Origin of the sequence: Desulfotignum phosphitoxidans DSM 13687 (assembly GCF_000350545.1) — a bacterium.
In the GTDB taxonomy this organism is placed as follows: Bacteria; Desulfobacterota; Desulfobacteria; order Desulfobacterales; family Desulfobacteraceae; genus Desulfotignum; species Desulfotignum phosphitoxidans.
In genome coordinates, this window is sequence record NZ_APJX01000004.1 from 25393 (window position 1) to 46440 (window position 21048).

Annotated in this window: 18 protein-coding genes; 11 read left to right on the forward strand and 7 right to left on the reverse strand. The window is 52.0% G+C overall.

What is annotated here, in order from left to right; translation table 11 throughout:
- Window positions 1-8 precede the first annotated feature (8 nt).
- From DPO_RS23890 to DPO_RS09870, 11 genes are all read left to right on the forward strand, one after another.
- The gene (locus tag DPO_RS23890) at window positions 9-644 is read left to right on the forward strand and encodes a hypothetical protein (protein ID WP_006965715.1); all 636 of its coding nucleotides are present in this window, start codon (window positions 9-11) and stop codon (window positions 642-644) included.
- Window positions 641-7882, forward strand: a complete 7242-nt coding sequence (locus tag DPO_RS09825; protein WP_006965716.1) for a non-ribosomal peptide synthetase — start codon at window positions 641-643, stop codon at window positions 7880-7882. The genes DPO_RS23890 and DPO_RS09825 overlap by 4 nt, the downstream gene beginning before the upstream one ends.
- Window positions 7883-7963: 81 nt before the next feature.
- A complete protein-coding gene (locus tag DPO_RS09830) occupies window positions 7964-9046 on the forward strand; it encodes an AAA family ATPase (protein WP_006965717.1) in 1083 nt (360 codons plus the stop codon).
- A 94-nt stretch (window positions 9047-9140) separates the two neighbouring features.
- Window positions 9141-9332, forward strand: coding sequence for a CooT family nickel-binding protein (locus DPO_RS09835; protein WP_006965718.1), 192 nt, complete (start codon window positions 9141-9143; stop codon window positions 9330-9332).
- Window positions 9332-9886, forward strand: a complete 555-nt coding sequence (locus DPO_RS09840; protein WP_006965719.1) for a M23 family metallopeptidase — start codon at window positions 9332-9334, stop codon at window positions 9884-9886. The genes DPO_RS09835 and DPO_RS09840 overlap by 1 nt, the downstream gene beginning before the upstream one ends.
- Window positions 9887-9988: 102 nt before the next feature.
- A complete protein-coding gene (locus DPO_RS09845) occupies window positions 9989-10423 on the forward strand; it encodes a LapA family protein (protein ID WP_006965721.1) in 435 nt (144 codons plus the stop codon).
- Between the two features lie 19 nt (window positions 10424-10442).
- A complete protein-coding gene (gene mutS, locus DPO_RS09850) occupies window positions 10443-13109 on the forward strand; it encodes a DNA mismatch repair protein MutS (RefSeq protein WP_006965722.1) in 2667 nt (888 codons plus the stop codon).
- A gap of 105 nt (window positions 13110-13214) precedes the next feature.
- Window positions 13215-14927: an N-acetylmuramoyl-L-alanine amidase gene (locus DPO_RS09855; RefSeq protein WP_236609939.1), complete on the forward strand. Its 1713-nt coding sequence runs from the start codon at window positions 13215-13217 to the stop codon at window positions 14925-14927.
- Between the two features lie 46 nt (window positions 14928-14973).
- Window positions 14974-15762 (forward strand): enoyl-CoA hydratase-related protein, encoded by a 789-nt coding sequence (locus DPO_RS09860; RefSeq protein WP_006965724.1) that lies wholly within the window; start codon window positions 14974-14976, stop codon window positions 15760-15762.
- Between the two features lie 52 nt (window positions 15763-15814).
- Window positions 15815-17119: a phenylacetate--CoA ligase family protein gene (locus DPO_RS09865; protein WP_006965725.1), complete on the forward strand. Its 1305-nt coding sequence runs from the start codon at window positions 15815-15817 to the stop codon at window positions 17117-17119.
- Window positions 17120-17132: 13 nt separating this feature from the next.
- Complete coding sequence (locus tag DPO_RS09870) at window positions 17133-17564, forward strand: ACT domain-containing protein (protein ID WP_006965726.1); 432 nt, start codon at window positions 17133-17135, stop codon at window positions 17562-17564.
- Between the two features lie 9 nt (window positions 17565-17573).
- On the opposite strand, the gene DPO_RS09875 is transcribed toward DPO_RS09870, so the two are convergent.
- The 7 genes from DPO_RS09875 to DPO_RS09905 form a co-directional block, all read right to left on the reverse strand.
- The gene (locus DPO_RS09875) at window positions 17574-18521 is read right to left on the reverse strand and encodes an AAA family ATPase (RefSeq protein WP_006965727.1); all 948 of its coding nucleotides are present in this window, start codon (window positions 18519-18521) and stop codon (window positions 17574-17576) included.
- Complete coding sequence (locus DPO_RS26045; RefSeq protein WP_006965728.1) at window positions 18518-18835, reverse strand: hypothetical protein; 318 nt, start codon at window positions 18833-18835, stop codon at window positions 18518-18520. Before DPO_RS26045 ends, DPO_RS09875 begins: the two co-directional genes overlap by 4 nt.
- Window positions 18832-19257, reverse strand: coding sequence for a PilZ domain-containing protein (locus DPO_RS09885; RefSeq protein ID WP_006965729.1), 426 nt, complete (start codon window positions 19255-19257; stop codon window positions 18832-18834). The genes DPO_RS26045 and DPO_RS09885 overlap by 4 nt, the downstream gene beginning before the upstream one ends.
- Before the next feature lie 94 nt (window positions 19258-19351).
- The gene (gene atpE / locus DPO_RS09890) at window positions 19352-19621 is read right to left on the reverse strand and encodes an ATP synthase F0 subunit C (RefSeq protein WP_006965730.1); all 270 of its coding nucleotides are present in this window, start codon (window positions 19619-19621) and stop codon (window positions 19352-19354) included.
- Window positions 19622-19705: 84 nt separating this feature from the next.
- On the reverse strand, window positions 19706-20395 hold the full coding sequence (atpB, locus tag DPO_RS09895) for a F0F1 ATP synthase subunit A (RefSeq protein WP_006965731.1): 690 nt from the start codon (window positions 20393-20395) through the stop codon (window positions 19706-19708).
- Window position 20396: 1 nt separating this feature from the next.
- A complete protein-coding gene (locus DPO_RS09900; protein WP_006965732.1) occupies window positions 20397-20798 on the reverse strand; it encodes an ATP synthase subunit I in 402 nt (133 codons plus the stop codon).
- A complete protein-coding gene (locus tag DPO_RS09905; RefSeq protein ID WP_006965733.1) occupies window positions 20799-21017 on the reverse strand; it encodes an AtpZ/AtpI family protein in 219 nt (72 codons plus the stop codon).
- Window positions 21018-21048: the final 31 nt, after the last annotated feature.

Here is a 21048-nt window from a genome sequence, read left to right on the forward strand (position 1 = left end):
GAGCAGACATGATTATCCAAAAAGATCCTTTGGTGATTGCGGCTCTGGCCTCGGCACTTCTGGGAATTGTTTTTCTTGGGGCCACTCTTTGGTCCCTGAAAAAAAAGAGACTGTTCTCTCCGGCCCTGCATTTTGTGACCGCCCTGCTCATGATCTGTCTGTTCGCCCTGTTCGGCACCATCAGTATCGCCACCCGGGGATATCTTGCTTTGACCACGGAGACCCTGGCTGCGGTCGTGGAAATCGACCCCATGGAAAACCAGCGCTTCATCGCACGGTTTCACATGCCCGAAGGCGGTAAAAAAACCTTTGTTCTGGCCGGGGATCAACTGTATGTGGATGCCCATATTCTTAAATGGAAGCCGGTTGCCAATTTCCTAGGACTGCACACCTTGTATGAGCTGGACCGGGTATCGGGCCGTTACACCCGGTTAGAGCAGGAAATTTCCCAAAAGCGCACCGTGTATGCTTTGTCCCGGGAAAAACCCCTGGACCTGTTCGAACTGCGGCACCGGTTTGCGGCCTTAAAATTTCTGGTGGATGCCGAGTATGGCTCGGCCACATTCATCACTGCGGACAAACCCCTGACCCTCAGAATCCTGGTATCCACCACCGGCCTTTTGATCAGAAAAGAGACACCATGACCGAGAAATCAACCCAACAAAGGTCTGTGACAAGCTCATGCCTCCACTTGCAATTCAGCGCCATAGCCGGGCAGTTTCCAACACAGTCTGCCGTGGTCCATGGGGATCATGTAATATCTTACAAAGACCTGGACTGCGAATCCGACCGGCTGGCAGCAGAACTGCAAACCGACGAAACTTTGTCCGGCAACCGGGTGGCTGTGTTTATGCCGCCTGGTATTGCGTTCATGATTGCCGCTGTGGGCATTCTCAAAACCGGCGCAGCCTATGTTCCCCTGGATATCAATGACCCGGCGGAAAGAACCCGGAAGATGATCCACCGGATCAACCCGGCCCAGGTGATCACTTTACCGGATCTGATTCACCGGCTCAGCCCGGAACTGGAAATTCCAGTAAAAATTCTGAAAACCGGACAATATCTCCTTGAGAACGATGCAGGGGAAAACGGCCCGGGCATCTCCTGTCGAAACAGGGAACTATCCGGTTCAGCATCCCCCTGTGACCCGGCATCCCCTGCCTATATCATCCATACATCCGGTTCAACGGGCACACCCAAGGGCATTCCCATCCCCCATCAGGCTCTGGTCAACCTGTTGGCGGCATTTGATCAACTGATGCCCATCAGCCCCGGGGACCGTTGTTCCCTGTGGTCGAGCCTGAACTTTGATGTGTCGGTGTATGAAATCTGGTCCGCCCTGACGTCCGGGGCCGCCCTGTTCATTCCCGATGACATGGTCCGGTTTGATGCCGACGCGTTTATTCAATATCTGATTGACAACCAAATCACCTCCGCGTATATCCCGCCGTTCATGATTGCGGATCTGGCCCGGGCCCCTGTGTTTCCCATGTGCCTGAAACGGCTGCTCACCGGCGTATCCGCCATTTCAGCCCGATTGCTTTATCAAATCAAACAGCGGCACCCGGATCTGTGCCTGATCAATGGATATGGACCGGCCGAAGCCACGGTCTGCGCTACATTGTATCCCGTGCCAATGATGTTGCCGGAAAACGAAATCACCCCCATCGGCAAACCGGTTCCCAATCTTCAAATCTTTGTGCTGGATCCCGGTGGCCGGCCCGTGGCAAAAGGAGAAAAAGGGGAAATCTGCATTGCCGGCATCCAGGTGGCGCACGGATATGTGAATGATCCAGAACTGTCAGCCCAGAAATTTGTTCCCAACCCGTTTTCAGATTTCCCAATGGACTCCCCCGGGGGCCGGATGTACAAAACAGGGGATTTGGGCATGTGGCTGGATGACGGTAATCTGATGTTTTCAGGACGAATCGATTTTCAGATCAAATATAAGGGCATCCGCATGGAACCCGGGGAAATTGAACAGGTGATCACGGCTTTTCCCGGCATCAGTCAGGCCGCTGTGGTGCTTAAAAAAAATCCGGATGGACAGGAGCGCCTGACAGCCTATATCAATGCCGATCCTGACAAGGCCCGGCTCATGGACTTTCTGGCTGAAAAACTGCCCAGAGCCCTGCTGCCGGATGTACTGATCTCCCTGCCGGCCCTGCCCCAAACTTCCCGGGGAAAAATCGACAGGGCCATGCTGATCGCAGGAAATGACTTTGAACCGGAGGCAGATCCTGTCTCTGACATTGGCCCTGCTGCCCCGCCCCCTTTATTGACGGATCTGCAGACACAGGTGCGCCAGATATGGCAGCAGGTACTGAAACAGGAGGCTTTGTCCCTGGACGATCACTTTCTGCTGCTGGGGGGAGATTCCATTGCCGGCGTCAAAATCCTGTCCCGAATCAACCAGGCCTTTGGCACGGCCCTGACACTGGACACCTTGTTCACCCATCCGGTACTTCAGGATTTTACCGACCATCTGTCCCTTGCCCTGCCGGAGGGACATCAGCCAGACCAAACCCAGGCAGTCCGGACAGACTCCCCGGAAATCCCGCGGTGTTCAAGCCCTGGGGAGGGCCCCCTTCCCCTTCTGGCAGACCAGCACCTGATCTGGGTCTTTGAAAAACTTCACCCGGGGACATCCGTGTATCATATCCCTCTGGTGTATGCGGTTCAGGGAAATATTGATCCGGCAATCTTCAAGCAGGCCGTGGGTTTTGTGGCCCGGCACCACCCGGCCCTGAACCTTGTGGCGTACATGGCAGACGATCATCCCTGCCAGGCCGTGCGAAACACTGAACTGGATTTCATCCATCAGACCCTGCCCTGTGCCTTGCCTGAAAACATCGGGTCTGAACTGAATCCGGATATCATGGAACTGCTGCTAAACCAGATCACCCGCCCCTTTGATCTGGAAGCCGGCCCGCTGTTCAGAACCGCGCTATTTCCGGATGACCAGGGCCGGGCACTGGTCTGTTTCGTGTTTCACCATATTATTTTTGACGGATGGTCTGCCGGGCTGTTCATCAGAGATATCAATGGGGTTTATTCGGATATGACGGCCCCGGCCTCATCCGGGCGAACCATGTCAGAACATGTGCGGCCCGGGACCGATTTTCTCGAATATGTGGCCCAGCGGCTGAAAATCGATGATCAGAACTGGGATGCGGCACGTCCTTTTTTTGAACCTTATTTGAAAAACCTGCCGCAACCCGTCCAGATCGATCCAACCGATTTTACCGCTGCCACCTGCCCCATCCACATCGATGCAAAACATCTGAAAGATATCAGATCTCTGGCAGCTGCACATCATACCACGCCCTTTGCGGTCTTGCTCTTATGTTTCCACCTGACCCTTGTTCTTTTCCATGGTGAACAAGACCAGGTGACCGGGATTGCCCATGCCGGTCGAGACCAGACAGACACGGAAAAAACCATTGGTTTTTTCATAAATACCCTGGTGGTCAGACATCACATCCGCACGGACCAGACGTTTATTGAATTGTTGAACCAGCTGAAAAACATCTTACACGGCCTGATGCAGTATCGGCACATTCCATTTTATCGAATTTCCCGATTCTGCCGGGAACAGGGACAAAGCGCCCCTTGTTTCAACGCTCTTTTTCTCATGCAGACCATGGATCTGCCCGTGCTGTCCATTCCCGGCAACCTTTGCGACCGGCTGATGATTCAGCCGCCTGCCACAAACGTGGATCTCACCCTGGAGCTGTATGAACAAAAAACCCGGCTCACCGGATGGTTCAAATACCGGACCGCCGCATTTTCCCCCCAGGAGATGGAAACTGTTTCCAGACAATTTTCCCGCATTGTCACCACCTGTTTGAAACACCCGGACACACCGTTGGAAGACGCTCTGGATACCGGCCGTTTCAGCGTATCGCCCATGCAGCACGCCATGCTCATGGAAACGCTGCGAGCCCCCCAGGGGGCCGGCTGTTATGTGGAACAGGTGGTGTTTGACATGTATCAAACGATCGACCCGGATCGATTCTCAGATGCATGGAACCGGGTCATTGCCTGCCACAGTACGCTTTGCTTAGGCTTTGCCTGGAAAGGATTGGAGGCCCCCGGACAATTCTTTGCCCCCGTGCCGGCTGTAACAATCGAATTCAATGACTGGAGCCGGTTTGCCGCATTTGAAAAAAAAGAATACCTGGACATGTTTCTCAAGGCGGACCGGCGTCTGGGGTTTTCACTGGACAACCCCCCGCTTTTCAGAATCGCCCTGATAAAGACCGGCCCCCGTGTTTTCACCTGCATCTGGAGTTTTCATCACTGCATTGCCGACGGCCGATCCATGGTGCTCATCCTCAAAGACCTGTTTGCGGTGTACCAGGATCCCGAAATTCAGCTGAAAAAATCCGGATCATTCAAAACCTATATCAACTGGTTAAACCGCCCCTCCGATCAATCGGATAAAGAATTCTGGACCCGTCAGCTCAAAGGGTTCACGTCTCCCATGGTGTTTCCTTTCCAGCGCACGGAAAAAAACCGGCCGGAAGCCCGGCGACAGCAGCACGCCATCCCCTTGACCACCGGTCTGAACCAGACCGGTCTGCCCGCAGAAACCACCCGGAAAATCAAACAGCTTTGCCGGAAAAACCATTTAACCCTGAACACATTTCTGATGGGGGCCTGGGCCATTTTACTCAGTCATTATACCGGGCGCAGAGATATTCTTTTCGGGGCCACGGTATCGGTACGCCACTTTATTCCGGACAGCCAGGAAAAAACCGGCCTGTATATCAATACCCTGCCGGTCAGAATCCGAATCGATCCGCAGCAGTCCCTGGTGAACCTAGTTTCAGATATCCGGAAAAACTGGAACCAGGTGCGCCGGTTCCAGCATATGCCATTGGCAGAAATTCAGGCATGCAGCCCCATCAAAGGCAGCCAGCCTTTGTCTGAAATTTATTTTTCCTATGACTACCAGTCGCTGGATGCCGCGTTGACCCCGTATAAAAAACCCATGGCCTGCAAAGATATCGCGCTGCTGGAACGGACTCCGGCCGGCATATTTCTCACCGTCCAGGGAACGGATACGCTTCAGATCAGCATTGAATATGATCAGCGCAAATTCACATCCGACACCATTGAACAGATCCTGTTCCATTTTCAAACCTGCCTGAAATCAGCGGCTGAAGCCCCGGATGCGCCGCTCACAGACCTGCCGGTTCTCACCCGGAAAGAACAGGATCAAATTGCGGAAAAACTCAATACCCGGAAAAAATTTGCCAGGCCCAACAGCTGTATTCACCATCTGTTTGAAATTCAGGCATCCTTCAACCCGACGGTGACTGCGGTCAAGGATTCCCGGAAACAGGTCACATATGATCAGCTCAACACATCCGCCAACCAGATGGCCCATTATCTATTAACACAAGGGGCTGCACCGGAAAAAAAAGTCCTGGTATTTTTGCCTCAGACCGCTGATACCATTGGTTTGCTCTTGGGTATTTTGAAATCGGGTTGCTGTTATATTCCCGTGGACCGCACATGTCCGGAAGAGCGGCTCCGGCATATCCTGGCGGATGCTGAACCCGACTTTATCGCCACCACTGAAAAATTGTGGGAAAAAATGCCGTCAACCCATGGGGTTCCGATTTTAATGGACAGGGATCTGCCGGGGGTGGCAAACATGCCGGAAACCAATCCGGAAACCCCGGTGGCCCCGGAAAATGCGGCATACATCATTTATACCTCCGGGTCCACGGGCCTTCCCAAAGGGGTGGTCATTGAGCACGCGTCTCTGACATCTTTCACCAAAGCCGCGGCGGATCTTTATGAAATTCAACCCAGTGACCGGATCCTGCAATTTGCTTCCATCAGTTTTGACGCCTCCGTGGAAGAGATTTTTCCGGCCCTGTATTCCGGGGCATCCCTGGTCATCAAACCCCGGGACATTGTCCACACCCCATCGGAATTTTTCTCATATTGCGCCAAAGAACAAATCACTATTGTGGATTTGCCCACGGCATACTGGCATATGCTCACGGACAGCCTGGAGACCCTGCGTATTCCCGACCCATTGCGGCTGGTCATCATCGGTGGGGATGCAGCCGATCCTGAGCGGGTTGAAAAATGGCGCAGACACGCCCCGGGCTTTGTCAGGCTGGTGAACACATACGGCCCCACGGAAACCACTGTGGCCGTGACCTTTGCCGATTTGGATCAGAAATCGGAAGAAACCGGTGAAGTCCCCATCGGCCGTCCGTTTCCAAACGTCAATCTGTGTATTTTAAACCATTTCAATCAGCCGTCGCCTTTCGGCGTTGCTGGCGAGCTGTATATCGGCGGCCCGCAAACGGCCAGAGGATATCTCAATCGCCCCGAATTGACCCGGGACCGGTTCGTTCCGGTTGCAGATGCCGGACAAGACACACTTTTTTTCAAAACCCGGGACCGGACATTACTTACCCCGTCCGGCCAGATTGTTTTTAAAGGACGAATGGACCGGCAGGTGAAAATCCGGGGATTCCGCGTGGAACCCGGCGAAATCGAAAAAACCGCCACCCTGTATCCCGGAATTGAAGACTGTGCCGTCACCGTGGAAAAAAATACCGACAGTCATGTGAGAACCATTGCATTTATTGTTTTAAATCCCCTTGCAGCCCGGCCTGCTTCCGGGCCCGCTGATTTTGATGTCCAGGCCTTTAAATCCTGGCTTTGTGCCCGGCTGCCCGAATATATGTGTCCATCCGCCGTCGCCATTGTCAAAGAGTTTCCCCGGACCGTTTCAGGCAAAACCGATTACCAGGCCCTGGCCGGGCAGACTGGCGGCATTGTCCGGCCCTTGTTCGACACGGATCCATTTTTATCAGATACCGGGAAAGAACGCACATCGCTTTCTTTATTTGAATCTGATCATGGGAGACGACTGAAATTTATCTGGGAAAAAATTCTTGATATGTCGCTCACCGACCCGGGCACCCATTTTTTTGATGCCGGCGGATCTTCTTTGACAGCCATCCGGTTGATCACTGCCATTGAAAAGGAATTCAAACTGTCATTGCCGGTTTTGGCCGTGTTTCGCAATCCTTTGTTTTCAGACATGGCCGGATTGATCAAAGAAAAAAATGCGGACATCCAGTTGAGCAGCGTTGATTCCATCCAGACCCGGGGTGACCGCACCCCTGTTTTTTTTGTTGCCGGCACGGACGAAAATATTCCGGCGTTCCGGCACCAGGACCTGGACGGACATCCGTTTTACCGGGTGACCATATTGGCCCACCGCATGGAAAAAAAACGCATCATCCCTTTGGACATCTGGGAAATCGCCCGGCAGAACGTCCGGGAAATCATGCGGGTACAGCCAACCGGGCCGTATATCATCATCGGATTCTGCCGGTATGCCGTGACTGCTTTTGAAATCGCCACCCAGATATCGAGCATGGGCAAAACGGTTGAAAAACTGGTATTGATCGATGAGTTCTGGCAGAAAAAAGGGGTGTCCGCCTTTGTGGGGCACCATATCAAAGGCATGCGCCGGTTCGGCATCCGATACCTGTTAAAAAAAATAGTACCCAAGACGCGGGAAAAATTTCACCGGGTCTCCCTGGAGCTGGATGCCCGGCGCCAGAGACTGTATGCCGCCACGGGCCGGACCCTGCCCGAAGACCTGCAGATGCGCCTCATGGAAGATGCTTTCTGGAAAGCCTATGAATCCTATATCCCCATGCCGTATCATGGGGATGCCGTTATTCTGGATTCTTTTTTGTGGAATGAAAAATTCGCTCCCCAGCTGCGCACCTATATCCGGGGCCATGTGGATCGGATTCAAGTGAACGCCACCCATCAGGCATGGTTTGACCCGGATCAGATCCGCACCGTGATCCAGTGCCTGGGAAAGGAATAGCGTGTTTTCAGCTTGATTTCTGATGGGGGCCTTGGTAAATTTTAAATTTCTATTGATGACGTCAAACGGCAAAAGGCGGTTATGTACAAATCATTTTACGGACTTGGGACCAGCCCCTTCCAGATCAGTACGGACCCCACATTCCTATGGCTGGGAGAAAAACACCGGGAAGCCATTGCCATGCTCAAATACGGCATCCAGGTGGATGACCATACCGGCATGGTGCTGTTGACCGGGGATACAGGTACCGGAAAAACCACGTTGATCAATGCATTGTTCAAATCTCTGGATCGCACAGTGATCCGGGCTGCCATCAAAAATCCCAGCATGAGCGGCATTGATTTTTTTAATTATATTGCCGCATCTTTTGGAAATAACACCCTGTTTGTCACCAAAAGCCGATTTCTGCTTGGGTTTGAACAATTTTTAAACAATGCAGCCGCCAAAAAAAGAAAAGTGTTGCTGGTCATTGATGAAGCCCAGGTGCTCACGGATGCGCTACTCAATGAAATCCGGCTTCTGGGCAATTTTGAGAAAGACGGCCAAAGCCTGATACATATCTTTCTGGTGGGACAGCAGGAATTAAGGGAACATCTGACCCGGCCGGCAAACAAGGCACTGACCCAGCGGATCACCCTGAATTACCACATCGAGCCCTTGATCCCTGAAGAAACCCGGGAATACATCCAATACCGGCTTCAGGTGGCCGGCACCTCCAAACCGCTTTTTTCTTCGGAAGCCATACAACGGGTGCACCGGTTTTCCCGGGGACTGCCCCGGCAAATCAATATCCTTTGTGACCATGCCCTGCTCACCGGGTATGTGAAAAACCTTGAACAGATCTCCGGACAAGTGATTGATGAATGTGCCGGGGAACTGTCCATTTCCCGGTTTCCGGAACCGCATACAAACCAAAGTGTTACCGAGCTTTCTTCTGATCACAAAGACCCCGGGCCTGAACCGGTCTCTGAATCACAATCCAAACCTGTTCCCCCCGCTTCACGCCCCCGGCCGGCATCCAAAGCCATTCTCAAAAAAGAACGGACCCATCTGACTGAAGAGCCATCCCAAAAACCGGCAAAACCATCCCGCCGGAAATATCTGCTCATCATTGCCGTCGCGGTTTTAATAAGCCTGGCCGCTGCCGGGCTGTTTTTCTTTTGAGCGCTTGCGTCACGATCCTTGACAATGCTATGATAGCAACTGTTGTACGTTGTACGCTTATTTTTGACACTTTCAAATGGAGATATATCGTATCATGTGTGAATCCAATGTATATTTAAAGGAAAACGGCGCAGAAACGTTGATCATGGAAAACGTGGCCGTCATCACCCCGGCCGGTGAACACCGGTTCATTCTCAGAGGGTTGCTGGGGGAACAGCAGGAGGTATCCGGCATTATTGAAGACATCAATCTGATGGGGCATAAAATCATTCTTAAACCTGCCTGATGTCTAATTTCAAACAATACCTGGCGGCAATGGCATCGGCCAACTGCCTGGGGCCTGATATTGAATGGGTGTTTCATCCGGGAATGCTGCCGGAAAGCAAGCGTAAATGGTGGGGGGATTTTAAAACCCGCCCTGCGGCCCACGAAGGCATTGATATCTGTTTTTACCGAACAGGAACCGGACCGATCCGGCAACTTCCTGCAGGCGCACGGGTGCCGGCCTGGTCATCGGGAACCGTGCTCAACATCTGCGATGATTTTCTGGGCACCACCCTGGTGGTGGCACCGCAAGCCTTTGTGTCAGAGCGCACCCGAATTCTGGAAGTCTACTCCCATTTGTCTGTTTGTAACGAGATCACACCCGGCACGGGTCTTGGGGCGGGACAGATCATTGCTCAAACCGCTGATACCCATGCCACAGGATCGGTGCTGCCCCCCCACCTGCATCTGTCCTGTATCGAGGTGCCGGCCCATATTCAGGCAGACGCGCTGAACTGGACCCTTTTTCCCCGGCGTGACAACGTCAATGTGATAAATCCGGTTTTTATGGAATGACACGCCTGAGAACCAAAAGAAAATTTGAAAAAAAAAATAAATTGAACTATGATCACCCCAACTTAAATTTTTTACGATTGAAACATCTTTTGGAGACAATGAATGAAAACCATTAAATTTTTGATTCTGCTGATCATCCTTGGGCTGGCCGGACTTTTGATTTATCAGAACATCGATTATTTTACCTCAAAAGAAATGTTGACCCTGAATTTGAAATTCACCGGCTGGACCGCACCGGAACTGCCCAACTGGGCGTTCTGGGGAATCTGCCTGGGTCTGGGCCTGTTGATCACAGGGATCAAGGGACTGGGCACGGCGTTCGGCCTGGGCAGAGAAATCAAGAAAAAAGACAAACAGATCTCGGAACTGACAGCGTTGAACACCGACCTGCAGGCCCGTCTGGATGTATTTCTTCATGATCCTTATATTAAAAAAGGGCTGTCCGACACCAAAGAACCTGAAACCGATCTGCCAGCGCCGCCGGAGCCCACCCAATCAGACGACCCGGATCCGGCCCCATCAACTCCCAAGGAATAGTACATTTTAACACCCATCCATGAGCGAGCCCAGACAAACCCCCATGATGGCCCAGTATCTGGACATCAAGGAACAATACAAGGATGCCATTCTTTTTTACCGGATGGGAGATTTCTATGAAATGTTCCATGAAGATGCCAAAAAAGCCGCTGCCATCCTTGAAATCGCACTGACATCCAGAAACAAAAACGAGGATGCCCCCGTGCCCATGTGCGGTGTTCCTTACCGGGCCGCTGACACCTATATTGCCAGGCTCATTGAAAACGGATGCAAAGTGGCGGTCTGCGACCAGGTGGAAGAGGCCTCCGCAGCCAAAGGCCTGGTGAAACGGGAAGTGGTCCGGGTCATCACGCCGGGGATGATCCTGAATGAAACATTGCTGGATCAGACCACCAACAATTTTCTGATCGCCCTTTCCATGATCCGGGACCGGGCCGCCCTGGCCTGTCTGGATATTTCCACGGGCACTTTCACCACCTGCGAAATCCTTAAAAAAGGGGCCGGTATACCCAATGCCCTGATAGATGAAGCTCTCAAACTGGATCCCAGAGAAATTCTACTGCCGGAACATATGGAAAAAGATCCGGCGTTTCGCTCTGTTCGCCAGGCCCTGACCGGCCGCCAGATCACATACCTTTCTCCATCCATTTTCCGGGAATCAGATGCCAGGGATCGTTTGATTGAAAAATTCAACACCATCACGCTCAACGGATTCGGTATCGATCAGATGCCGGCGGCCATCAGTGCTGCCGGGGCCGTGACGGCTTATGTCCAGGACACCCAGATGCAGGATACCACCCATATTTTTCAGATCTGCCCCTATGATCTGGAACAGTTTTTAAAACTGGATGAGCGGACATGCCGGAACCTGGAGCTGCTGGCCAACCTCCAGACCCGGGACAAAAAAGGATCGCTCATCTCAATTTTGGACAAGACCGCCACGGCCATGGGCAGCCGTAAAATCAAAACCTGGCTGCGGCATCCTCTGGTGAACCGGGAAGAGATCGAACTGCGGTTTGAAGCGATCCAGATGTTAATGGATGCCCCCCATCTTCACAAGACGCTGATCACCCTTCTCAAATCCGTGTATGACCTGGAACGTCTGGGCAGCAAGGTGTCCATGGGCCAGGGCAATGCCAGGGACCTGCTGGCATTGAAAAACTCGTTGCTCTGTCTGCCGGAATTATTTTCCACCTTAAACCGTCTGGACCATCCCTTGCTCAACGGCAGCCGGGTCCAGGATCTGACACCGGTACTGGCACAGCTGGGCAATCTGGCCGGTCTTGTCGACACGGCCATCCGGGAGGATGCGCCCCATGTGCTCAATGAAGGCGGCCTGATCAACGATGGCTACAGCCCGGAACTCGACGAGCTGGTATCCGTTTCCAGAGATGGAAAATCCTGGATTGCCAAAACCCAGGCCGAAGAAAAGGAAAAAACCGGGCTGTCTTCTTTGAAAATCAAATACAACAAGGTATTCGGATATTTTATCGAAGTTTCCAAAACGCAAGCCCCCCAGGTACCGGATCATTATATTCGAAAACAGACCCTGGTGAATGCGGAACGGTTTATCACCGATGAAATGAAAGAAGTGGAATCCAAAATTCTGTCCGCCCAGGATAAACGCAACGCCCTGGAATATGATCTGTTTTGTTCGGTGCGGGACCAGGTGGTGGACAATGCCGTGACCATTTTAAAAATGGCGGATTTCATTGCCACTGTGGATGTGCTCCAGGGCCTGGCCCGGACCGCATCGGAAAATGGCTATACCCGCCCGGAAATCAATGATCAGGGCCGCATTGCCATTACCCACGGCCGGCACCCGGTGGTGGAAAAACTGATCATCGGCGAACGGTATGTACCCAACTCCATTGATATGGACAATGAACAAAACCAGATTCTGCTGATCACCGGCCCGAACATGGCCGGAAAATCCACAGTGCTCCGGCAGGTGGCCCTGACTGTGATCATGGCCCAGATGGGGGCGTTCGTGCCGGCGCAAAACGCGTCTTTGTGCCTGGTGGACCGGATCTTCACCCGGGTGGGGGCTCTGGACAATTTAAGCGCCGGCCAGTCCACGTTCATGGTGGAAATGGAGGAAACCGCCAACATCGTGAACAATGCCACCCCCCGGTCCCTGGTGATTCTGGATGAAATCGGCCGGGGGACCTCCACATATGACGGCATGAGCATTGCCTGGGCCGTGGCCCGGTATCTTCATGATCTGGCCGGAAAAGGCGTCAAAACCCTGTTTGCCACCCATTATCACGAACTGATCCGGCTGGCGGACACCCATCCCCGGATACGAAATTTTCATATCGCGGTCAAAGAATTCAACGACAATATCGTTTTTTTGCGGCAGCTGAAAAAAGGGGGGACCAACAAAAGCTACGGCATTCAGGTGGCCCGCCTGGCCGGAGTTCCCCATGAAATTATAGAAGATGCCAAACAGATCATGACCGCAATTGAACAAACCGATCCCAGGCAGATACCGCATGAACCGCATGTTCGAAAACCCGCTTCCGGAAAACGAAGAAAAAAAAATATCGCTGATGGACAGATGGAGCTGTTCACCCCCAAGGAAACCGAATTGGTGGAGATGCTCAAACAGGTGGATATTTCCGGAATGACCCCCCTGGACGGCTTGAATTTTTTAAACGACATGAAAAAAAAGGCAGGTATCTGATTCATGCCCTTTTGGCGATTGCATAAGATATGCCGTAAATCTTTGACACTTGCGGGGGCCATGATCTGCATGTCCCTGTTTTGTGCAGGTTTCATGGAAACCGCCATGGCAACGGCTCCCCGACAGGAATACCTGGCGGCGGATGCCGCGTTCAAAGAACTGCGCCATTCACCGGTCAAACGCCAGAAAGTCTCGGAATGGCTGCACTGCATCCACCTTTATGAAGCCATCTACAAAACCCATCCCCAGAGCACCTGGGCCCCGGCCGGCATGTACCGGGCATCTGAACTTTATCTGCAGTTGTTTACCCTGTCCGATGACACCATGTTTCGAACCCGGGCCGTTGACCTGCTGGTGCGAATCCGGAATAAATATCCATCGTCCGCCTACAACGAACGCGCGGCATCCCAGCTTAAAGCGCTTTCGGAAAATCCGGATCCTCAAGCCCATCCTCCCCGGCATATCCGTTCCAAAAAAGCGGAAACCCAAAAAGAACGCCTTTCTCAAATAGCCGATGATACCAACCCCGCGGACACAGCAAAGCAGACTGTGACTGTGGCGCAGCCAACTGCCGACATTGATGCTGTTTTAGAGGATTTATCCCCGGATTCGGAAAAAAACCGGTCTGTCCAAAAAAATGACCTTGGTTCTGATAAAACCGGCCCGGACGCCTATATCACGGATCTGAGGTTCTGGTCCAACCCGGAATACACCCGCATCGTCATCAATGCGGATCAGGACCGGTCATTTTCCCATCATCTTCTCAAAAAAGATCCGGACCTGAACATCCCGTTTCAGCGGCTGTACGTGGACATTCCCCAGGCCCTTCTGGGGAAAGGGGTATCGGAACATACCCCCATCAACGACAATTTGCTCAAGCAGGCCCGGGCCGGTCAGTTTTTACCCCATACCGTCCGGGTGGTGGTGGATATCAAGTCTTTTGAAAATTATAAAATATTTTCTTTGAATGACCCTTTCCGGATTGTCATTGATGTCTGGGGGACCGACAACAGCGCCACGGATCCGGGTCAGGCTTCTCAAATGGCGGCGCAAACAGAAAAATTATTCAAAACCAGCCCCATGACCACGGACAATCTCAAATCCTCGGATATTGCCCGGCAGCTGGCCCTGGGCGTACATAAAATCGTGATCGATCCGGGCCATGGGGGCAGTGATCCCGGCGCACCGGGCTATGCCAAAGGGGTCTGGGAAAAAGACATTGTACTGAAACTGGCCCACAAACTGGCGGACAAACTTCGGGACCGGCTGCGCTGTACCGTGATTCTCACCCGGGACCGTGATAAAAAACTAACGCTGGAAGAACGCACGGCCATCGCCAACACCCAGCGGGCCGATCTGTTTATTTCCCTGCACACCAACGCGGCCCGAAACAAAAATCTGGCCGGCATCGAAACGTATCTTTTGAACCTGGCCACGGATGAACAGGCCATTGCCGTGGCGGCCCGGGAAAACGCCACGTCCAAGAAAAATATTTCCGATCTTGAATTCATTTTAAGCGATTTAATGAAACACGCCAAAATCGGTGAATCCACCCGCCTGGCCAATGACGTTCATCAGTCTCTGGTTCAGGGAATGAAAAAAAAATATTCAAACATCACAGATCTGGGTGTGAAACAGGCCCCGTTTTATGTGCTTTTGGGCGCGCGCATGCCCGCCATTCTCGTTGAAACCTCATTTGTATCCAATAGACTGGAATGTGAGCGGCTGCTGAATGCCGCCTACCAGGATGACCTGTGTGACGCCATTGCCACGGGGGTCCAGAAATATGTGGATGCAACCAATCCACGGCAATTATGATCCATAAACCTGAAATTCAACCGTCAGCAAAAAAGGAGATATGATCATGTCTTTTGAAACCATTATTTTTACCAAGGAAAATAACATTGCCCTGATACAGTTCAACCGGCCCAAGGCATTGAATGCATTGAACAATCAATTGTTTGACGAACTGGACCAGGCCCTGGACCAGGTGGCGGCCGATGCCGATATCCGGGTGCTGGTGCTCACCGGAGCCGGGGAAAAAGCGTTTGTCGCAGGGGCGGACATAGTGGAACTGAGCCGCATGACCCCGCTCCAGGGTAAAAAATTTTCCAGAAAAGGACAGAACGTGTTTTCAAAAATCGAGAACCTGCCCATTCCGGCCATTGCCGCTGTGAACGGATATGCCCTGGGCGGGGGGTCTGAAGCGGCCCTGGCCTGTGATTTTATCTATGCATCTGAAAAAGCCGTGTTCGGGCTGCCGGAAATCACTTTGGGCCTGATCCCGGGATTCGGCGGGACCCAGCGCCTGGCACGCCTGGTGGGAACCAACCGGGCCAGGGAAATGGTGTTTACCGGCAAAAACATCACGGCCCAGCAGGCCTATGAATTCGGCATGGTCAACCAGGTCTGTGCTTCGGAAGCACTCATGGACACGGTGATGAAAACCGCCGGTGTCATCGCCTCCCGGGGACGGGCATCCTTGCGGGCCGCCAAGGAAGTGATCCACAACGGCACCAATGTGGATCTGGAAACCGGATGCCGGATTGAAAATGATGCCTTCGGCCTGACCATGGCCAGTGAGGATGCAAAAGAAGGCACGGCTGCATTTCTTGAAAAACGAAAACCCCAATTCAAAGGAACACTTGACTAGCCCGGCCGATTTCAGCCGGGCATAGCGCATGTTTGCAAAAAAGGAACCCCCCATGCCCATTTTTGATATTGATTTTGAAACCATGCCCAGGGAGGGCCTGGAAGCCATTCAGTTGCGGCGGTTACAGACGACCATTGCCCGTGTGTACGCCACGGTGCCGTTTTACAGGCAACAATTTGACAACGCAGGGATTACCCCCAAAGATATCCAGTCGCTTAAGGATCTGCAACATGTTCCTTTTACCATTAAGCAGGATCTAAGGGACAACTATCCTTACGGCATGTTTGCCGTTCCCATGGAACAGGTGGTGAGAATCCACGCCTCTTCCGGCACCACGGGCCAGCCCACGGTGGTGGGATATACCCGCCGGGATGTGGACACCTGGGCCAGTCTCATGGCAAGGAGCCTGGCTGCGGCCGGTGCCGGTGCCGGGGACATTATCCACAACGCTTTCGGGTATGGATTGTTCACCGGCGGCTTAGGGGCCCACTATGGGGCGGAGCGGCTGGGGGCGTCCGTGATTCCGGTTTCCGGCGGCAATACCAAACGCCAGATCACGATCATGAAAGATTTCAAACCCACGATTTTATGCGGTACCCCGTCTTATATCCTTCATCTGGCGGAAGTGGCCGATGACATGGGGGTGGATTTCAAGGATCTGTTTTTCAAATCCGGGATTTTCGGCGCAGAACCCTGGACGGAAAACATGCGCCAGGAACTGGAATCCAAGCTTCATCTCAAAGCCGTGGATATTTACGGGCTCAGTGAAATCATCGGCCCCGGGGTTTCCATTGAATGCAAAGAAGAACAAAAAGGGCTTCATGTATTTGAAGACCATTTTATTGTGGAAATCATCGATCCGGAAACCGGTGAGGTCCTGCCCTATGGCGAATCCGGAGAACTGGTGTTCACTTCTTTGACCAAAGAAGCGTTTCCCGTGATCCGGTACCGCACCCGGGACATCTCCTCTTTAAACCCGACCCCGTGTGCCTGCGGCCGGACCTTTGTCCGCATGACCAAACCGGCCGGGCGCACGGATGACATGCTGATCATCCGGGGAGTCAATGTGTTTCCGTCCCAGATCGAAAGCGTGCTCATGGAAAATCAGACCATCCGCCCCCATTACCAGCTGGAAGTGGATCGAAAAGGCAATCTGGATACCCTGACCGTGAAAGTGGAAATCAACGAAAAGGTATTCAGTGACGACATCAAAAGCCTTCAGACCATGGAAAACAAAATCGCCTATGATATCAAAGAGATGCTGGGCGTCACCGCCAAGGTGAGGCTAGTGGAACCCAAAACCATTCAGCGAAGCCAGGGCAAAGCCGTTCGGGTCATTGATAAACGTAACTTTTAAAAAGGAGACTGACATGCTTGCCGAACAGATATCCATATTCATTGAAAACAAGGAAGGTCGTCTGGCGGAAGTCACCGCCATTTTAAGGGATGCAAATGTGAATATCCGGGCCCTGTCTCTGGCCGACACCACGGATTTCGGGGTGCTGCGGCTCATTGTCAACGACAATGAAAAAGCGGAACAGGCGTTGCGCAAAGAAGGATTCACCGTGGGAAGAACCAAGGTGCTGGCCGTGGAGGTATCGGATGAACCCGGAGGGCTCAACAAAGTGCTGGATCCTTTGTGGATGCAGAATGTCAATGTGGAATATATGTATGCGTTTGCCAATCCCCAGTGCAAGAACGCCATCATGGTTTTCCGGTTCGACGACCATGACAAAGCCCTTGAAATTCTGGAGAAACATCAAATCAAAGTGATCACCACCGAAGATATTTCCCGGTTGTGACACCGGCTTTTAAGAAAAGGCCTTGTCATTCATGCTGACTTTTCTTACCAGCTCCCGATAATCGGCTGAGGCCCTGGATCCGGGCGCAAATTCAAAAATTGATTTGCCAAAAGACGGGGCCTCTGCCAGGCTTTCATTGTAGTGAATCGGGGCGCATAACTTATCAGGATACAATTTTTTCAATTGACTATAAAGGGTTTGGGGTCCCTTGATCCGTGTGTCTAGAAATGTCGGTACAATGTATTTGAGTTCGATCTCTTTCCGGTATTTTTGGATGGATCCCAGGCTTTTCAAAAACTCGGACAGCCCATGAAGAGGCATCACTTCCAAAGCCACAGGCACCAGAACCTCGGTGGCATAGAACAGCACGTTGACGATCAACTGATCCCATCCAGGAGCCGTGTCCATGATGATAAAATCATACTGGGTGTCCAGATTTGACAGGGCTTCAGACAGGGCCCACTCGGCACCATAACTTTTCCGGTCAATGATGCGCTTCACCCCGGCCAGAGATTTCCCCCCGCCCAGAAGCCACAGATTTTTCCTGGCCTCAAGAATACACTCATTGGGTGTCAGTTCTCCGGTGAGCAGTTCCGTCAGACCGGCTCCCGGTTTTTTTCCCAACATATACGCCGACTGGCCTTGAGTGTCGGTATCCACCAGAAGGACCCGGTACCCGGTGAGCGCCAGACCGCAGCTTAAATTCACGGATGTGGTTGTTTTCCCGACGCCGCCTTTGCTCAAAGTCACACAGATTTTCCTGGCCCGGATCTTGGGTTCCAATATCGGCTGTTCAGCACTTTGTTCCAGATCTCTCAAAGAATCGATCAAAACAGGAAACCGGTATTTACAGGCTTTGCAGGTGGCAAACAGCTTTTTACCCGATTGAATGTAGGGTTTTACTGCATCCGGACTGACTTTGTGTTTTCTACTGCATTTGGGACAGACGATAATCACCTCGAATCCTCCTTTTTCAACTCTTTGACAATCGCATCCACGGCAATACCGGCAATCTGTTTCATGGAGATCAATCGGCCTTTTCCCAACGACAGGCGTAATCTGATTCTGCCGCTGCTCTCCCATACCTGCACGGATACATTGTCTTTGGTCACTTTCCAGGAATCCGTCGGGGGGCCGGGTGCGGGCATATCGCCGCTGGTGTCTCCAGGGTCACTGCGGTAGATCAGGCAATCCAGTTCCCGGGTCAGATTTTCATCGTCCCCGTCATCACATGCCAGAATTTTTCCCATAATATCTTTTTTCTGACTCATTTTTCTCTGCCTGTTTGTTTTGGCATTGACGGCGGTATCGATGCGAGCACCCGTTTTTTCAGTCTGGAAAACAGATCTTCCATCTGTTGTTTTTGTGAATCGCTCATGTCAATCCACTGAATACCGAATTTCCAGAGATCGTCATGGGGAGAACAATGGACAATCCGCCCGGTCAGATCGTTCAAACGGATATCATCAAAATGCAAACGGCAGGCATCCAGGCGTTCTCCCACTTCAAAGGTCTGGTTGTTCTCAAGAACAAGGCCAATCCCCGTCTGGCTGATCTCTGATACCCTGTGGCCGATATCGGAGATGAAAAAAGAAACAACGGAATCGTCATTGACGGGCACCCGGTAAAACCGTCTCGAATGCTGGGCCGTGTCATCGGATACAGCTGAAAACTCAATGGTTGGCTGATGCATCTTTTCCCTCCTTGAGCAGAAAAACAAAAAGGTGCAGGACTTGCGCCCTGCACCTTTTTGCTGAACTATTTCATGTTAACTTCTGTGATTCGGATCAATGTCCGCCAATCGCAGCAGTCGCAGCCTGAAGTGCCGGATGCGCATACATGAGGATCAGGGACACAACCAGTGCATAAATACACAGAGACTCGATCAGAGCCAGACCGATCAGCATGTTCACCTGAATTTTACCGGCTGCTTCCGGGTTTCTGGAAATACCGCTCATTGCGCCGTTCAAACCCAGGCCCTGTCCGATGCCGCAACCAAATGCCGCAATACCGATGGCCAGACCTGCAGCCCATACACTACCTACAAGAAATTCCATTTTTGACTCCTTCTTACCTTAAAAGTTAAACAAACGTGACGTTATACCAAACGGGCTTCTTCCATTTCCCGCAAAAAAAACATATTAATGTGCTTCTTCAATGGCACCGGCAATATACATGGTGGACAAAAGAAAAAACACGAACGCCTGAACCAGGGCCACGAAAACGCCCATGGCCATCACGGGCAACGGTGCCAGAAACATGCCGCCCAGCATCAGAAGAATAAGCACCACCAGTTCATGCCCCATCATGTTTCCAAACAGACGAAAGGTCAGAGACAGAACCCGGGCCATGTGGGCAATCAGCTCAATGGGGAGAAACAAAGGGATCATTAAAGGAACCGGTCCCAGAAAATGCTTGATATATTTGAACCCGTGATGCCAGACCCCCACCACATGACTCCATCCCACTGCGATCAATGCCAGGGCCATGGTGGTATTCACACTGGCCGTGGGAGGATACAGGGACGGCACCAGTCCCATGAGGTTGCCCACCAGCACGAAAAGAAAAATGGTAATCAGCAATGGATAGGATTTACGGCCTTCTTCTCCGGTGATACTGACCACGAACTCCTCCATGCCGGAAATCAGCACCTCAAACACATTCTGAGCGGTTTCAGGCACCAGAGATACGCTTTTGCCCGCCAGCCAGCCGAAAACAATTAAAATGAGCATGGCCAGCCACATATAGGTCACATGCGGATGACTTGCCGCCCATTCTTCCAATCCAAACAGTCCAAATACAGATGTCAGAAATAAATACGGATGTTCCACCTTATACCGCCTCCTTAAAATATAATCTTGTCACCACAAGCACTGTCACCAGGAACACGCTTGCAACCACCACTGACAGACCTGTCAGAAGCCCCAGCGGATGAACGACGTGATTCGATATCAGCAGAAAAATCAGCAGACCGCTGACAACGAACCGGATGTAATACTTTATAAGGACACGCCCCGTCAGGGACCGTCCTTTTTCCATGACCTTCTCGGGTCGGATATCCTTTTGGATGGTACGTTTCAAAAGATGAAAATTGACGGCCACAATCAATCCGCCGGCCACCACGCCCAGATAAAACGAGGTGGCAGTGATCATCACCGACACCATGGCAACGAGAATCAACAGCAACCAGTTGCATTTTGTGACCATATCCACAATTTTTGTCAGGTCCTGCATTTAATAATTTTTTCCTTTTTTCCCGGCCCGGACAATATTACTGAATCCGGCAATAATCCCGATGATCAATCCCACAAACATCAGGACCGGGTTTGTATCAAATTTCTTATCCAGCCAGAGACCCAGGCCGAGACCGATAAAAATCGACAGGGCCACGGACATGCCGAGGCTGGCAAAATAGCCTAATTCTCTGATGGTTTTACCGGTTTCTTTTTTCATCAAATGCCTTGTTTAGCAAGCGGTCAATGGC

Bases quoted from the DNA above. Each gene is read 5' to 3' on its own strand.
- DPO_RS09885 (WP_006965729.1), bottom strand. From the start codon at position 19,257: ATGCATCAGCCAACCATTGAGTTTTCAGCTGTATCCGATGACACGGCC.
- DPO_RS09830 (WP_006965717.1), top strand. From the start codon at position 7,964: ATGTACAAATCATTTTACGGACTTGGGACCAGCCCCTTCCAGATCAGT.
- DPO_RS09905 (WP_006965733.1), bottom strand. From the start codon at position 21,017: ATGAAAAAAGAAACCGGTAAAACCATCAGAGAATTAGGCTATTTTGCC.
- DPO_RS09840 (WP_006965719.1), top strand. From the start codon at position 9,332: ATGTCTAATTTCAAACAATACCTGGCGGCAATGGCATCGGCCAACTGC.
- DPO_RS23890 (WP_006965715.1), top strand. From the start codon at position 9: ATGATTATCCAAAAAGATCCTTTGGTGATTGCGGCTCTGGCCTCGGCA.
- atpE (WP_006965730.1), bottom strand. From the start codon at position 19,621: ATGGAATTTCTTGTAGGTAGTGTATGGGCTGCAGGTCTGGCCATCGGT.
- mutS (WP_006965722.1), top strand. From the start codon at position 10,443: ATGAGCGAGCCCAGACAAACCCCCATGATGGCCCAGTATCTGGACATC.
- DPO_RS09870 (WP_006965726.1), top strand. From the start codon at position 17,133: ATGCTTGCCGAACAGATATCCATATTCATTGAAAACAAGGAAGGTCGT.
- DPO_RS09860 (WP_006965724.1), top strand. From the start codon at position 14,974: ATGTCTTTTGAAACCATTATTTTTACCAAGGAAAATAACATTGCCCTG.
- DPO_RS09865 (WP_006965725.1), top strand. From the start codon at position 15,815: ATGCCCATTTTTGATATTGATTTTGAAACCATGCCCAGGGAGGGCCTG.
- DPO_RS09900 (WP_006965732.1), bottom strand. From the start codon at position 20,798: ATGCAGGACCTGACAAAAATTGTGGATATGGTCACAAAATGCAACTGG.
- DPO_RS09825 (WP_006965716.1), top strand. From the start codon at position 641: ATGACCGAGAAATCAACCCAACAAAGGTCTGTGACAAGCTCATGCCTC.
- DPO_RS09835 (WP_006965718.1), top strand. From the start codon at position 9,141: ATGTGTGAATCCAATGTATATTTAAAGGAAAACGGCGCAGAAACGTTG.
- DPO_RS09855 (WP_236609939.1), top strand. From the start codon at position 13,215: ATGGCAACGGCTCCCCGACAGGAATACCTGGCGGCGGATGCCGCGTTC.
- DPO_RS26045 (WP_006965728.1), bottom strand. From the start codon at position 18,835: ATGAGTCAGAAAAAAGATATTATGGGAAAAATTCTGGCATGTGATGAC.
- DPO_RS09845 (WP_006965721.1), top strand. From the start codon at position 9,989: ATGAAAACCATTAAATTTTTGATTCTGCTGATCATCCTTGGGCTGGCC.